Annotated in this window: 1 protein-coding gene; it reads left to right on the top strand. The window is 65.4% G+C overall.

Annotated features, from left to right (window positions below):
- Positions 1–107: 107 nt before the first annotated feature.
- A complete protein-coding gene (locus tag AC07M1_RS14780) occupies positions 108–17429 on the top strand; it encodes a hypothetical protein (RefSeq protein ID WP_495163388.1) in 17322 nt (5773 codons plus the stop codon).
- Positions 17430–17487: the final 58 nt, after the last annotated feature.

The raw sequence follows: 17487 nt of genomic DNA, 5'->3' as shown, positions 1-17487 counted from the left end.
GGGAAAAGCGTGGCGATGGTAACCGTTGCCGGGGCGTCACGATCATCGATGAGACATTGCCAGCAGGCAAATGTCAGGAGTCGGCGCCGACCAGGGGGGAATTGTCCGTGAAGAAGCTCCATCGTGGCCGCCTGCTGCTGTCGACGTGCCTGACGGGCATCGCCCTTGCCGCGGCATCTGGCGCTCAGGCCCAGGACAAGGATCCCAATTGGCAGCCCCGCGCCGAAGTGGACGCTCGCGCAGCCGATGGCAGCAGCCAGGTCTCCTTCGAACTCTTCGCACCGGTCGCGCAGAACGACTCGAGCCTGATGTTCGTCTCCGGCCGGATCGGCTATGACGAGGAATTCGACCGCAACGGCTCGGTCACCATCGGCGGGCGCGGGAGAATCGGCGAGAATGTCGCGATCGGCGTCAATGCCGGTATCGACTTCTACAAGTCGAACCTCTCCAAGCGCGACCAGACCGCGGTTTCCTTCGGCCTCGAAGGCTTTACTTCGGTGTTCGACGTGCGGCTCAACTATCGCCTGCCGGTCACCAACCGCAGTACGATCGGCTATCTCGATCCCAATGCCAGCCCGGTTGGCGCCCTCCTGGTCGAGAATAACCGGCTGATCGAGCGCAAGAGCGGCTGGCGGCTCGAGGACGTGCCGCTGGGCGGCGCCAATGCCGAGGTTGGTGCGACCGTTCCGGTCGGCAAGACCCTGAGCGTGCGCGCTTCGGCGGCGGGCTTCGACTATCGCGACGATGCGGCGAGCAAGGCCTATCGCGGCGTTCGCGGCGCGCTGGAACTGGGTGTCGAGGATCCGCTGGGCACCGGCGGCCGCTTCACGATCGGCGCCGAGCTGCAGAACGACAATCGCTGGGGCACGCAGGCGCGCGGCACGGTGCGTCTGTCGATTCCGCTCGGCCGCGGCTCGCGCGACCGCAGCGCTGGCAATACCGGACTCGACCGCCAGATGGGCGACCGGATTCGCCGCGACTATGTGACGCCTTCGGGCACCCGTTATACCGACCTTACCAGCAACAGCTTCGCGATCGACGCGCGCACCGGTGCCGAGTTCGGCGGTATCTATTACGTCAACGGTGCAGCGGCGGGGGCGGGGGCGGGGACCAGCACCAGCCCGACGACGCTGACCGATGCGGTCACGCGTGCGGGCACGAACGGCGTCGTCGTGGCGATGGGCAATGCCGGAAATATCACCACCGGCGGGGTGACTCTGGCCACCAATCAATATCTGATCGGCGGCGCGAGCAGTGTGAGCGTGCGCCATTCGAACGGCACGGTCAGCGCCTTCAGCTTCGGTAGCACCAACGGCACAATCGTCGGCAGTAATGCCGGCGGCGCGGCGGTCGCGCTGGGCCAGGGTTCGGTCGTGCGCGACGTCACCATTCGTGGCGCCGGATCGGGCATCCTGGCGAACGGTGTGGGCGGATTCTCGCTCGACCGCGTGACCATCGAGAACACCGGCGGGGCGGGCCTGACGCTCACCAACACCACCGGCACGGTGGTGGTCGATGGGATCACGATTCGCGGCGCCGGCGGTGCGGGTCTGCTCGTCAATGGCGGCAGCGGCCTGGTGGTGCGCAATTCGGCCATCGGCGGCGGCGCGGGCGCGATCGACATCAACGATGCTGGCGGCAACCTGACGGCGTCGTTGTCGAACCTCTCGCTGTCGGCGACCGGCGGCACGGTTCTCGACATCGACGGCTCGGGTGCGGGCACGGTGCAGATTGCCGGACTTTCCGGCCTCTTCATCGCGGGCGGCAATGGCGAGACCGGCGGCTTCGCGGCGCGCAACGTCACCTTCGATTCCAGCACCGCGGCGGGTATCCAGGCCGTCAACGCCGGTACGATGCAGGTGGGCACCGCCACGGCACGTGTGAACGGAGCCGGTGTTTCGCTCACTGAAGTCGATGGCGCGCTGAGCTTCACCTCGCTCAACATCACCAACAATGCCGGCACCGGCCTGACGGTCAACAACACCAAGACCGGTACCTTCACGCTGAGCAACATCGCCGGCGTGGTCGACACCACTTCGGGGACCGCGCTCAACCTTGATCCGCTGCTGATCAACCTCAATTTCGCGACCGTCAGTTCGACCGGCGCGGCGGGCGCGGGCATCATCCTCGACAATGTCCAGGGTGCGGGCACCGGCGGCAACGCGCTGAACATCGGCACCTTGACGATCGCAAACAGCGGCCAGCAGGGCCTGTTCATTACCGGCGGTTCGACCGGCCTGGTGACGATTGGCGGCGGCACGATCACCAACAGCGGCGGCGCGTCGGTTCAGGTCGGCGAGGCCGGCGTGGCGGGCAGCGGCGGCGCGATCGGTCTCAATTTCGGCGCGACGATCACCGATGGCAGCGCGGGGCCGCTCGTCTCGCTCTTCAACACCGGCGGCGCGATTCGTTTCACCGGTGCGATCAGCGGCACCGGGCCGATCACCATCGACGGCACGGCCGCGGGATCGAGCGTCATCTTCGCGGGCAACACCGCGATCAACGGTTCGACCGGCACGGCGCTGTCGATCAACAACGTCGCCGGTACGGTGGGCTTCACCGGCACGCTTAACATCACCAATCCGACGGGTAGCGGCATCATCGTCGGCAACAGTGCCGCCGGGTCGACCGTGGCCTTCACCGGGGCCACCACGATCACCGGCGCCGGTGAGCCTGCGCTTTCGCTCAACAATCTGGCGGGCGGCACCGCCTTCACCGGCTCGCTCAACATCGTCAATCCGGCGGCCGCCGGCATCGTGATCGGCGCGGTGCCGGGCGGCGTGGTCTTCGGTGATGTCGATATCACCGGCCTTGGCGCGGCCACCGGCTTGGACCTCACCGGTACATCGGGCAACGTGACCTTCGGCACGCTCGATATCACGGGCACCGGTGCCGCCGGTTCGACTGGCATCGACCTGACCAACGCCGCCAATGCGGGTGCGGTCACGATCGCCAACCCCAGCGTGATTCAGGGCGTCGACATCGGCGCGAACCTGACCAACGCGCACATCTCCGGCAGCTTCCGCTACGGTGACGGCAATGCCGCCGACGGTCTGGAAAGCCGGATCACCGCCAACACGGTAATCGCCGTCCTCGCCATGGACGCGACCCAGGGCACCTATAATTTTGCCGACGTTCAGCTGGACGGCAACACCAACAACCTCACCGGCGGCAGCTTCACCACTTACTACGTCCTTGCGGGTGCCACCGGTACGGGCACGGCGAGCGATCCGGGCAGCATCGCGGGAGCCGCGGCGTCGGGCGCACAGTATATCGTGCTGCTCAATGATCCGAATGGCGGGCAGGATGTGATCGATACCGCCGGCCTAACCGGCGGCGCTCTGAGCCTCACGACGGGCCAATCGCTGGTCAGCTTCCTCAATACCGATTTCTTCTCGGTCACCGGTGCCAGCGTTCCGGCCAATCTGATCGTCTCGAACCTTGGTCCGACCGGTATCGCGAATACGTTTGCCGGATCCGGTGCCGCGATCCTGACCAGTAGCCTTGGCGCGACGACGCTCAATCTTGCCAACAACACCCGGATCGACGGCGTCGTCATCAACAACGACGCGTCGGGAGTCGGCATCTTCGGCTCGGGCGTGTCCAACGTCATCATCCGCAACTCGATCATCTCGGGCAACGGCGGTGCGATCGCCATCAACGATGGAGGCGCGGCGGCTTCGGTCACGCTCACCAACCTCAATCTGTCGGCAAGCGGCGGCCGCGCGCTGGCGCTCAGTGGCGCGGGAGCAGGGACGCTCAATGTCTCGGGCACGGGCATCAACATCGCCGCGACCGGCGCCGCGAGTGCGGTCGGCCTGACCGATGTCACGGTCGGTACGCTCGATATCGGTTCGGTCACCACCGAGTTTCCGATCAGCAATGGGGTGATGTTCAACCAGGTGGCCGGCGGCACAGTGAATGTCGGCAGCGTCACGACCTTCGGGACGACTTCGCCGACAGGCACTGCTCTTGCCGTCGTAAACAGCGGCGCGACGGTGAATATCGGGGCGGTCGATATCACCAACACGGCCGGTACCGCCGTCACCATTCTCAACAACAGCGGCAATGTGACGCTGGGCTCTGTTTCGGTCATCAACAGTGCGGGTACCGTTGCTGGCGTCAACATTTCGGGCAACACCGGCAATGTGACGCTCGGGCCGGTACTGGTCGACAGCGGAGCTGCCGATGGCGTTCGCCTCAACGGCAATGGCGGGACGGTCTCGCTCGGGCAGCTGACGGTGCGGAACGTGGCCGGCGCGGGCTTGCGCGTCGCGGGCGCGACCGGTGCCACGACCGTTGCAGGCGCGGCGATCAATTTCGCAAACAATGGTATCGTGATCGCCAATGTTTCGGGTAGCCTGTCGATCGGCAATACTGACATCAGGAACAACGCCGGCACCGGTATACAGATCGGCGGCGTCACGGGCAGCGCCAGCTTCACCGGTACCACCACGATCTCGGGCGGCAACGGCATCGTGCTTGGCACCGGCAGCACCGGAACGATCAGCTTCGGCGATGTCGACATCACCGGCCTTGGCGCGAACATGACCGGCCTCGATGCGCGCGCCGCGTCGGGCACCGTTACCTTCGGCACGCTCGACATTTCGGGCACCTCGACCACCGGAACGCGCGGCATCAACATGACCGGCGCGACCTTTGCTGGAAACCTCGCCGTCGCCGAAAGCAGCACGATCACCGGTGTGGGTACCGGCATCGACCTGACCAATGCGGCGATCACCGGCAGCTTCCGCTACGGCGACGGATCGAACACCGACGCCGACGGCGCGCATTCGACGATCAACGCGATCACGCCGATCACCGTGACGGGCATCAACGAGGCTGTCGGCAACTACAACTTCGCCGATGTCGTGCTGAACGGAGACACGACGGGGCTTGTGACCAACCCGGTCCGCCTGTTCTTCGTCGAGCAGGGCCGCGCCGGCGCCGGCACCAAGACCGATCCGGGCAGCCTGGCCGCCGCGCTGGCTTCGAATGCGACGGTGATCGTGCTGCTCAACAACCCGACCGGCGGCAACGATACGCTCGACGTGGCTGGCCTCGGCACGTTCGCGCTTGACGCCAACCAGCGGCTGATCGGCTTCCTGAACGGCGACAGTCAGAATGTCGGCGGCGGCACGCCGGTGAACATGACTCTCTACGGCCTGACTCAGAGCCTGGTCACCAATCCCTATGCCGGTTCGGGGGCGGGACTGCTGACCAACACCGGCGCTGGCGCGACCGTCACCCTGGCGAACGGCGCGTCGATCGACGGGCTTCGCATCGGCGGCGCGGGCATCGGCGTTTCGGGCATCGGCGTCTCGAATATCTCGATCAGCAACTCGATCATCTCGGGCGCCGGCGGCGCGATCCTGTTGCGCGACGGTGGCGTGGCGGCCTCGGCGACGCTCACCAACCTGACGCTGTCGGGCACCGGCGGCACGGTGCTCAACCTGCTCGGCACCAATGGCGGGTCGCTCAACCTGCGTGGATCGGGCATTTCGATCGCCGCCACGGGCAATGCGCGCGGGCTGGCGATGGATTCGGTGACGCTGGGTGCCAATCTCGGCTTCGGCTCGGTTTCGACGCTGACCTCGGCGGGGGCGGGCGTCGCGCTCAACAATATCGGCGGCAGCGGCGGACTGAGCTTCGCCAGCATCAATGTCGGCGGCACCAGCGCGGGGGCGGGCATTTCGCTCGGCGGCAACAGCGCCGCGATCAACCTCGGTGCGGTAACGGTCGCCAACACCGCGACTAACGGCGTTGAGGTTCTTGCGAACAGCGGCAATGTCACGCTCGGCACTTTCGCGATCAGCGGGGCCGGAGCCACAGGTCTGCGCATCGAAGGGATGCAGGGCGCGTTCACGGCGCTTGGCGGATCGATCATCGGCGGCGCTACTGGCCTGTCGCTCACCGATATCGACGGCTCGGCAACCTTCACCGGCGGCGTGACCATCACCGGCCCGGGCAGTACGGGCATTCGTCTGGGCGCGGGCAGCACTGGTTCGATCAACTTCGGCGATGTCGACATCACCGCGCTGGGCAGCAGCACCACCGGCCTCGATGCGCGCAACGCTTCGGGCAATGTGACCTTCGGCACGCTCGACATCACTGGCGTGTCGGCCACCGGCACGCGCGGTATCGACCTGACCGGCGCGACGTTCGGCGGCAATCTGACCATCACCGGCAGCAGCACGATCACCGGCGTCGGCACCGGCGTTGATCTGACCAGTGCCGCGATTACCGGCAATTTCCGCTTCGGCGACGGATCGAACACCGATGCGAACGGTGCGGCGTCGACGATCAACGCCGCGGTTCCGCTTGTCGTCACCGGGCTCAACAGTGCCATCGGCGCCTATAATTTCGCCGATGTGAACCTGGTCGGCGACACCAGCGCGCTTGCCACATCGGCAACAGTCTATTGGGTGCTGGCCGGCGCCAGCGGCGCGGGCACGCGCGGCGATCCGGGTAGCCTGGCCGGGGCCGCGGCGTCGGGCGCCGACATCGTCGTCCTGCTCAACAATCTTGCGGGCGGCAGCGACACGCTCAATGCCGCTGATCCGACCTTTGGCACCGGAGGTACGTTCACGCTGCTGACCGGCCAGCAGCTGCGCGGTTTCCTGTATGGCGACGTGATCGCGCTGCCGGGCGGCGCCCCGGCGAACGTGACCCTCTACAATGTCGCGACCGGCACCGTGACCAACCCGTTCGCCGGATCGGGTGCCCCGACGCTGACGACGACGGCGGGCGGCGGCGCGGACACGGTGCGTGTGAATAGCGGCGCGCTGATCGACGGCGTGATCATCGCCAATGGCGGCACCGGCACCGGTGTGGCGGGCCTTGGCGCATCGAATGTGACGATCCGCAACAGCATCATCTCCGGTGCGGACAGCGCGATCGACTTCAGCGACAATGGCGCGGCGGCAAGCCTTGCGCTCAGCAATCTGCGCCTGTGGGCCAGCAACAATTCGATCGCGCTCGCGGTCTATAAGGGCGGCGCAGGTTCGACCACGATCACCGAGCTCTCGGACATCACGATCGAGGGCGGGCATGGCGAGGCGGGCGGCGCCTATTTCTTCGGCGCGACCTTCGACGCCGATCTGGCGACGGCAGGCTATCAGACGGTCAACGCCTCGCTCACGGCCGGGACCGCGGCTGCGCGGGTCAATGGTCAGGGTGTCACCCTCATCAACGCGACCGGGGCGCTGAACTTCACCAGTCTGGGCATCTACAACCAGAGCAGCAACGGCCTGAGTGTCGGCGGCATGGGGCTGGCGCTCAGCAGCACCGCCGGCACGGTGGACACGGTGAATAGCACCACTCTGTCGATCAACGGATCGCAGACCGACCTGGTGCTCGACCGTGTCGTTCATTCGGGCATGGGCGCAGGCGTTGCCGTCACCAACGGCCTCACCGGCATCGGCACAGGCGGCCGCGCGCTTCAGGTCGGCGCGCTCAACGTCACTTCGGCCACCACCAATGGCATCTCGATCGGCGGCAACGTCAACGGCCTGATCACATTCGGCGCAGGCTCGAGCATCGCCGGCACCACCGGTTCGGCGATCTCGATCGGCAGCGGCACCGGTACGCTTGGCTTCACCTATAACGGCAGCGTCAGCCAGGCGAACAACGCGGCGCTGCTGAGCGTCGCGGGCCATAACGGTACGATCACCTTCGGCGCGGGCAGCACCCTGTCGGCGACCAACGGCACCGGCCTGCAGTTCGACAATGCCGATGGCACCTATGCCTTCAACGGCACGACGACGCTGAACGGCGGCGATGCCGGCATCGACATCCTGAACGGTTCGGCGGGCAGCTTCACCTTCGCCAACGCGTCGATCACCAGCCCGACGGGCATCGCGATCAACATCGCGGACAGCACGGCGAACCTGAGCTATACCGGCAGCATCACCCAGGCGAACAACGCCGCGCTGCTCTCGGTCCTCAACCATTCGGGCGGCACGATCGCCTTCCAGGGCGGCACGCTGGGCGCGACCAGCGGCACCGGCCTGCAGTTCGACAATGCCGACGGCACCTATGCCTTCAACGGCACGACGACGTTGAACGGCGGCGATGCCGGGATCGACATTCTGAATGGTTCGGCAGGCAACTTCACATTCGGCGCGGGCACGACGATCACGAGCCCGACCGGCGCGGCGATCAGCATCGCCGACAGCACGGCCAGCCTGAGCTATGCCGGCAACGTCAGCCAGGCGAACAATGCGGCTCTGCTCTCGGTCCTCGATCACTCGGGCGGCACGATCACCTTCCTGAGCGGCACGCTGGGCGCGACCAACGGGACCGGGCTGCGGTTCAACAACGCCGACGGCACCTATAACTTCAACGGCACGACGACGTTGAACGGCGGCAGCGCGGGCATCTCCGTCCTCGCCAACTCCGCGGGCAGCTTCACCTTCGGTACCAATACGACGATCACCAATCCGTTCGGCCCGGCGTTCGCGATTTCGAATTCGACCGCGGGCGTGACGTATCTGGGCACGCTGAACCAGTCGGACGCGACGTCGCTGGCGCTTTCCGTCTCGGCGCATTCCGTCGGAACGCTGAATTTCAGCGGCGCGACCCTCAACGTAACCGGCGGACACGGCCTGACGTTCAATGACGCCGATGGCACGTACAGCTTCGGCAATATGGCCCTCAGCGGCGGCGCGAGCCTTAGGATTATCAACGGCTCGGTGGGCGGCTTCACCTTTGGCGATGTCGATATCACCGGGCTTCAGGCCAACACCACCGCGGTCGATCTGACCGGCGCGACCGGTAACGTCACCTTCGCGACGCTCGATATCGCGGCCGCGTCGGCAACCGGTACGCGCGGTATCGACATGACCGGCAGCGCCACTGCCGCCAACGTGATCGTCAATGGCAGCAGCGCCATGACCGGCCTCGGCGTCGGTGTGGACCTGACCAACGCGGCGATCACCGGTACCTTCCGCTATGGCGACGGCTCGAACACCGATGCCAATGGCGCGGGGTCCAGCATTTCGGCGGTCACGCCACTGGTCATCGGCGGACTGAACGGCGGCACCGGCACCTATAATTTCGCCGACGTGAACATGGTCGGCGACACCACGAATCTGTCCGTCTCCGCTTATTTCGTGCTGGAAGGCGCGACCGGCACCGGCACGCGCAGCGATCCGGGCAGCCTGGCCGGCGCCGAGGCGGCGGGCGCGACCTATATCGTGCTGCTCAACAATCCGATGGGCGGCAACGACATTCTGGACGCGACGGCGGGCGCGGGCGGATCGTTCGATCTCGACGGCGGCCAGATCCTGTACAGCTTCCGCGATACGGACAGCTTCACCGTGGGCGGCGGCGCCCCGGCCAACATCCTGCTCTACAATGTCCAGACCGGTGTGATTTCCAACCCGTTCGCGGGTTCGGGGGCTCCGACGCTGACCGCGAGCGGCGCCAATGCAACGCTCACGCTGGGCGGCAACAACATCATCGACGGCGTGATCATCGCCAATTCGGGCACCGGCGCCGGCATCCTCGGCAATGGGGCCGGTGGTACGCTGACGATCCGCAACAGCACCATCTCGGGGGGCGCGGCGGGTGCGCTGCGCATCTACGATAATGCCGCGAACGTGTTGCTCGGGCTGAGCAATCTCACGCTCGCCGCGAATGGTGGCAATATCCTGAACCTGGACGGGACCGGCGCCGGGACGTTCACTGTCAGTCAGCTGACCAACCTCACCGTCAACCACACCATGGAGACCGGTGGTTTCGTCTTCTCCGACGTGACGTTCGATTCCGATACGCTCACCGCAGGCCTCCAGGCGGTGAACGCCGGGGCTCTGACGCTGGGCACCACGGGGTCGCGCATCACCGGCGATGGCCTCAGCCTGACCAATGTCACCGGCGCGCTGAACTTCAGCAATCTCAACATCGCCAATAACGGCGGCACCGGTCTGATCGTCGCCAATTCCAAGACGAACAACTTCACCCTGGGTACGACCGGCGGCGCGATCGACACGACCAACGGCACGGCGATCAACCTCGACCCGCTGACGATCAACATGGTCCTGAATTCGGTCAACGCGAGCGGTGGCGCCTATGGCATCCTGCTCGATCAGGTGCTCGGCAACTTCACCGTTACTGGCGCGGTCAACGTCAACGGCGCGACCGGCGCCGGGATTTCGGTGCGCGACAATACCGCGCTGGGCGTGCAGTTCCAAGGCGCGGTCGCGATCAACAATACCGTGGGCGCGGGTGTCCTGCTCACCAACAACGCAGGCGCGACGGTAGACTTCACCGGCGGACTGGGGATTGTCACCACCACCGGCACTGGTTTCGCCAGCAACAGCGGCGGCACGATCAGCGTGACGGGCAGCGGCAATACGATCACCACGGGCAATGCGGCGGGGCTCATACTCGGCGGCATCACGGTGGCAGCGGGTGGGGTGACCTTCGACCAGATCACCGCGGCACCTGCCCTCGGTACCGCGGTCGGGGTGGCCGGTGTCAATCTGGCCGGCTCGCTCAACATCGGCGGGCTAAATCTGGATGCGGCCAACAACGCGGTCTTGTTCAGCAACCTGACCGGAACCGGCGGCGTCAACCTGACCGGTACGCTCGATATCGACAGCGGTATCGGCTTCACCTTCTCGGGCACGCTCGGAACGATCAACATCGCCAACACCGCGGGCTCGTCGCTGACGGTCGACGGCGGCCAGAACGCGATGCGCTTCCTCAACGTCACCAGCGGCACGGTGAACATCGCAAGTGCAGCCGGCAGCGCCGCGATCAACGGCTCGACCGTTTCCGCGATCGACTTGAGCGGCGATACCGGCGGCACGCTGAACTATGGCGGCACGATCAATGCGAGCCAGGGTTCGATCCTGAACGTGGCGAACAGCGTTGCCAACGTTACGCTGGCTGGCGCGATCACCTCGACCAGTGCCGGCACCGCGTTCAACTTCGGCAATGCCGACGGCACCTATTCCGTCACCGGCGCTGTCAGCCACACTGGCGGCGCGGGCGTTGCCGTCGATGCGGCGAGCAGCGGCGCGATCACCTTCTCGAATGCGAGCAAGGCGTTCAACAGCGGCGCCAGCACTGCGATCAACATGGCGGGCACCGGTACGCTGTCCTTCACCGGCGGCGGGCTCGATATCGACACCACCAGCGGTACCGGCTTCAGTGCCAGCGGCGGTACGCTCGTCATCACCGGTGCGAACAACCGGATCGACACGACCACCGGCCAGATACTCGGCCTGAGCGGGGTGACCGGCGGCACCGGCGGCATCAACTTCGCCTCGCTGACCGCCACGGGAACCGTCGCCAACAACGGCATCCTGCTGAACAATCTCACCGGCGCTGCTTTCAACGGCGGCACGGTCAGCATCGCCAATGGCACCAGCGGCGCCGCCAATGACGGCATCAAGGTGACCACCGGCACGGCGGCGATCACCTTCGGCAACACCACGATCGGCCTGGCCGGCAGCAACGCCATCGAACTCCTCAACAGCGGTTCGGCGGTGACCTTCGGCATGATGAATCTCGCGGGTGCCAACGGCAGCACCGTTGTCATCGCCGGCTCGACCGGCCCGGTTACTCTGGGCACCGGCACGATCGCCGCCACCGGTGCGGCCAATTATGCGGTTTCGGTCACCGGCGGCACCGGCGACGTTGCGGTGGGCTCGGCGCTCGTCGGCACCAACATGGTCCAGATCGTTGATCACGAGACTGGCACTGTCACTTTCGGCGGCGACATGGCGTCGACCGTGAGCGGCATCTCGGTCACCAACGTCAATTCGGGCTTGATCCGCTTCACCGGTCCGTCGCTCGCGCTGGGCGGCACCGGTGCCGGGGTCTTCCTCTCCGGCAATACGGGCGGCACGATCGACTTCAATATGTCGGGAGGCGGCAACGGTCTCGACATCGTGACGACGGGTACCGGCTTCACCGCCACGAACGGCGGCACGGTCATCGTGCGCGGTGCGGGCAATTCGATCAGCACCACCGGCACGGGGACGGCGCTGAGCCTCCAGGGCGTGATCATTGGCCTGAGCGGCTTCACCTTCGGCAGTGTCAGCACGAGCGGGGCGACCACCGGCATTTCGCTCGACGGTGTGGGCACCACCGGCGCCGCGCTCGGCCTTGGCGTTGTGAACCTGCAGGGCATTACCTCGCGCGGCATCGACATCATTGGCAACAACCCGGTCGGGATCGTGATCGACGATCTCGACATCGGGCTGAACAGCAACAACGCGGTGGCGCTCGACCTCAATGGCGCAACGCTTTCAGCGCCGATCATGTTCGGCGACTTCGACGTCACCAATGCAGGCGGCGCGGGCACCAGCATCGCGGTCGATCTCCGCGGCACGCTGGGCGGCGCCAACATCATGCTCGGTGGCCAGATGGGTGCCTCCAGCTCGATCGCGGGCGTCGGCACCGGTATCTATCTCGATGCCACAACCAACGCGCTGCTTACCTATGGCGATGGCGAAGCGGCGATCGACACGGGTTCGTCGATCTCTGCCAGCACTGCGATCAACGCGAGCAACGCGCCGGCGTTCGGCACCTATGACTTCCGCGACGTGTCCTTCCTGGGCAGCCCGGGCGCGGGCTTCGGGCTCGGGAAAATCTACTTCGTCGCTGCGAGCGCCGGCGGGAACGGCAGCGGCTCGGATGGCGCCAACCCGATGACGCTCGCGGCCGCAGAGCTGCTGGCCACTGCGCAGGACATGATCGTCCTGGTCAATAACGGGAGCGCAATCAGCGCGGCCGGTTCCAACGGCAATGACTCACTGGCGCTGGCTTCCAACGTCCAGGTTCGTGGCTTCGGTAACGGCGTGGGCGGCGGTGCGGGAACCGGCAGCGCGCCGATCGTCGTCGCACTCACTGTACCTTCGACGATCCTTCTGTCGGGCGGTGGCTCGGTCAGCATTGCCGATCCGACCGGTAACGGTGCTGCGACCCTCACCAGCGCGGCGGGCGCGAATGCGATCACGCTGGGCGCGACGGGCAACCGTCTGTCGGGCTTCATCCTCGATGGTGGGGGTGCAGTATCGCGCGGCATCAAGGACAATGGCGCCGGCGCGACCAATACGCTCCTCGACTATCTGACGGTCCGCAACTTCGGGACGATGGGTATCGAGATCACCCCGTCGACCAGCACGACGATCGACCATGTCGCCTTCTCGGGCAACCCGGGCGGCGACCTGCTGCTCAACGCCGCGAATTCGGTGCTGACCAACATCACCAGCACCGGCGGTGGCATCACGCTCAACAACGCCACCGGCACGACGACCCTGACCAATGTCAACCTGACCGGGGGCAATGGCCTGATCTTCACCAATGCGGCCGGCACGATCAACGCGACGAATGTCGACATCGCAAACCCGCTGGTCGCGGGGCTCACGATCTCCGGCGGTACGGCATCGTTCAACTTCGATTCGACCAGCTCGGTGACCAAGAGCGCCGCTGGCGCTGCACTGAGCATCGGCGGCGGTCATAGCACCGGCACCTTCGCTTATGCTGGCACACTCAACATCACCGGCGGCACGGGCCTGCAGTTCGACAATGCCGACGGTACCTACAATTTCCTCGGCACGACGACGCTGGCCGGCGGCGATGCGGGCATCGATATCCTGAACGGTTCGGGCGGTACCTTCAGCTTCGGCGCCAACACCGCGATCACCAGCCCGACGGGCACGGCGTTCAACGTTTCGGGCAGCACCGCTGCGGTCACCTATAGCGGCAGCATCACCCAGGCGAACAACGCCGCGCTGGTGTCGATCCTCAACCATTCAGGCGGGACGATCACCTTCCAGACCGGTACGCTGGGCGCCACCAACGGCACCGGCCTGCAGTTCGACAATGCCGACGGTACCTACAATTTCAACGGCACGACGACGCTGAACGGCGGCGACGCCGGGATCGACATCCTGAACGGCTCGGGCGGTACCTTCGGCTTTGGGGCGAATACGTCGATTACCAGCCCGACGGGCACGGCGTTCAACGTTTCGGGCAGCACCGCCGCGGTCACCTATAGCGGCAGCATCACCCAGGCGAACAACGCCGCGCTGGTCAATGTCCTCAACCATTCGGCCGGGACGCTGACCTTCCAGACTGGCACGCTGAGCGCCACCAACGGCATCGGCCTGCAGTTCAACAATGCCGATGGCACCTACAACTTCACCGGTACGACGACGCTGAATGGCGGCGATGCCGGCATCGACATCGTCAATGGGGCGGATGGCACCTTCGGCTTCGGCAGCGGCACGGCGATCACCCATGCCGCAGCGGGCGATGCCTTCGTCCTCACCGACAGCAACAGCAACCTCACCTATTCAGGCAGCATCAGCGACAGCAACGGCTATGCCGTCCGCATCGACAATCACGATGCCGGCACGGTAACGTTCGGCAGCGCCAGCGCGATCACCTCAAGCGGCGCCAACGCGCTGGGCCTGAGCGTGACCAACAGCAATGGTGGTTCGGTCAACTTCAACGGCACGACCACGCTGTCGACCCAGGCCAACAATGCCGTCACGCTGAGCGCAAATGCGGGCGGAACGGTCGCGTTCAGCTCGGTCGGCAGCAGCTTGGGCATCACCACCACCAGCGGCACCGCCTTCACGATCGCGGGCGGCGGCACGATCAACGTGCAGGGGCCGAACAGCACGATCGCCACCGGCTCGGGCACGATCCTCGACATCAGCAACGCCTCGGCGGTGACGTCGACGCTCAACCTGAACTTCGCGAGCGCCAGCAACACGCTGGGCACCAACGGCATCCTGATCAGCCGCACCGCGGGCACGCTCACCGGCAGCGTCACCATCAACTCCGGCTCGATCACCGCGACCACCCGCGGCATCGATGTCGACGGCGGCACGCTGTCGCTCGACTATAACGGTAGCATTGCCACCAGCGGAACGCTGGCCCGTTCGGTCGAGGTGACCAACATCACCGGCGGCAGCAACACGTTCGGCGGTAACCTCACCGACAATGCGCTCGGCATCAACATCGCCAACAACGCCGGCGGCGCGATCAACTTCTACGGCCAGAGCATCGCGCTCAACACCGTGGCCAATGCCAATGCGGTGACGCTGGCCAGCAACACCGGTACCAACATCACCTTCTCGTCTGCAGCGGGCGGCAACGGCGTCGACATCGTCGCGTCGGGCACTGGTAACGGCATCGACTTCAGCGGCGGCGGCAACCTGACCGTCTACAGCACCGGCAACTCGATCCAGACCGCCACCGGCCAGATCCTCAACCTGGTGAACGGCAATGTCGGCACGCTCGGCCTGGTCTTCGACTCCCTGACCAGCACCGGCTCGACCAACGGCAGCGCGATCAACATCAGCAATGTCGATGGCGGCACACTGAGCGCCACCAATGTCTCGATCGCCGGTACCACCGGCGCGACGGCGGACGGCATCTTCTACGGCGGCGGATCGACGATGAACGTCAATCTCGGCAACGTGACGATCGCCAATACCGGTGACGAAGGCATCGAGATCAACGGCCTGGGCAACGGCACGTTCACCGCGAGCAGCGTCACGATCAACAATACCGGCGGCAACGGCGTGGAGATCAACAACTCCGGCAACACCGTGAACCTGGCGGGCGGCGCGATCGGCGCCACCAATGATCCGACCGGTTTCGGTGTCTATGTTCTGAACGGCACCGGCGCGGTCAACATCGCATCGTCGATCACCAAGACCACGGGCAACAGCGTGGTGTTCGTCGACAACCACGAGACCGGCAACGTCACCTTCTCGGGCAACATCAGCGCGACGGGTGGCTTCGCCAACGGCATCGTCGTCCAGAACGTCAATTCCGGCACGGTCAGCTTCACCGGCAACAAGACGCTGACCACGGGCGCCAATGCCGCGGTGAACCTGCTCAACAACACCGGCGGCACGATCACCTTCCTGAACGGCAATCTGGCGATCAACACCACCGCCGGCACCGGCTTCACCGCCACCGGCGGAGGAACGGTCACGGTCGAGGGCACTGGCAACACGATCGCCTCGACCACCGGCACTGCGCTCAATGTCGTGAACACGACGATCGGCACGAACGGGCTGCGTTTCCAGAGCATCTCGTCGAACGGCGCCGCTAGCGGCATCATCCTCAACAACACCGGCACGTCGGGCGGCATCAACGTCACCGGCACCGGCGCGGCGGGCTCGGGCGGTACGATCCAGAACTCGAGCGGCGACGGCATCAGCCTGACCAGCACCGAGAATGTCCGCCTCGCCTATATGAACGTCACCAATAACCTGGGCGACGGCATCGGCGGCTCGACCGTCAACGGCTTCCTGATCGACAACATGCTGATCGAGGGCAATGGCAACGATGCCGGCACCGATGAATCGGGCATCAACCTCGCCAACCTGTCCGGCACCGCCTCGAACGGCGCGCGACCGACCGGCATCTTCAATTCGACCATCCGGAACAACAATGAGTTCGAGGTACAGATCACCAACTCGACCGGCACGCTGACCAATTTCCAGGTGGTGAACTCGACCTTCTCGTCGAACGGCGTGGGCATCAACGGCAATGGCACCAGCCCGCACGGTAACATCTTCAACTTCCTCGGCACGGGCACGTCGTCGATGGGGATCAGTGTCTCGGGCAGCAACTTCACCGGCAACTGGAACGCGGCCAGCCCGCCGACCACGATCGTCGGCAGCGGCCTGTTTACCGACAGTTCCGGCACCAGCATGACCGTGCAGGTCAGTGGTTCGTTCTTCACCAACACCAACAACGGTGTGAATATGTCGACCGGCCCGGGTTCGACGACGCTGACCTACAGCATCGACGGCAACACCTTCACCGGCACCCGTTCGACCGCGATCAACGATTTCCAGAACGGCAACTCGCCGTTCACGCGGCTCGTCAACGGCCGGATCACCAACAACATCATCGGCAACAACGCCGTCACAAATTCGGGTTCGAATGTCGGCAACGGCATCAGCATCTCGAACGAAGGCGGGGTCAATGCCAACTATCTGATCAGCGGGAACACCATTCAGCAGATCCAGACGTCGCAGGGGATCGTGGTCAATGTCGGCCTGGTCGGTCAGGCGACGGGCAACGGCACCACCAACGTCACGATCCTCAACAACACGATCCGCAACATCAACGGCAGCCGCGGGCTCGTGATCAACAACAACCAGAATACCGGCGGCTTCCCGACGGTGAATGTCAGCCTGTCGGGCAACAGCTTCTCGGGCATCGCCGGGCAGGCGGGCAATGGCCAGTATCTGCGCCTCTCCGCCTCGGGCGGCGGTACCATCAACATCACTCAGGGGCAGGCCACGGCCAGCGCCATTGCAAGCGAGCTCGACGACGCCAACGGCTTCAACGATACGACCAAGATCAGCATTGGCACGGGCACGTTCAACTACGGCCAGCCGGCGCCGACGTTGCCGCCCGCGGTAGTGCCGTTACCCTAGTCGGTGGGGAGCCTATCCTCAGCGACTAGGGTTTAGAGCGTGCATCGGCCACGTTTAC

It is taken from the genome of Sphingomonas sp. GW821-FHT10C01, assembly GCF_059415525.1.
Note: the sequence above shows the minus strand (reverse complement) of the source record. Positions and strands in the feature narration are given on the sequence as shown.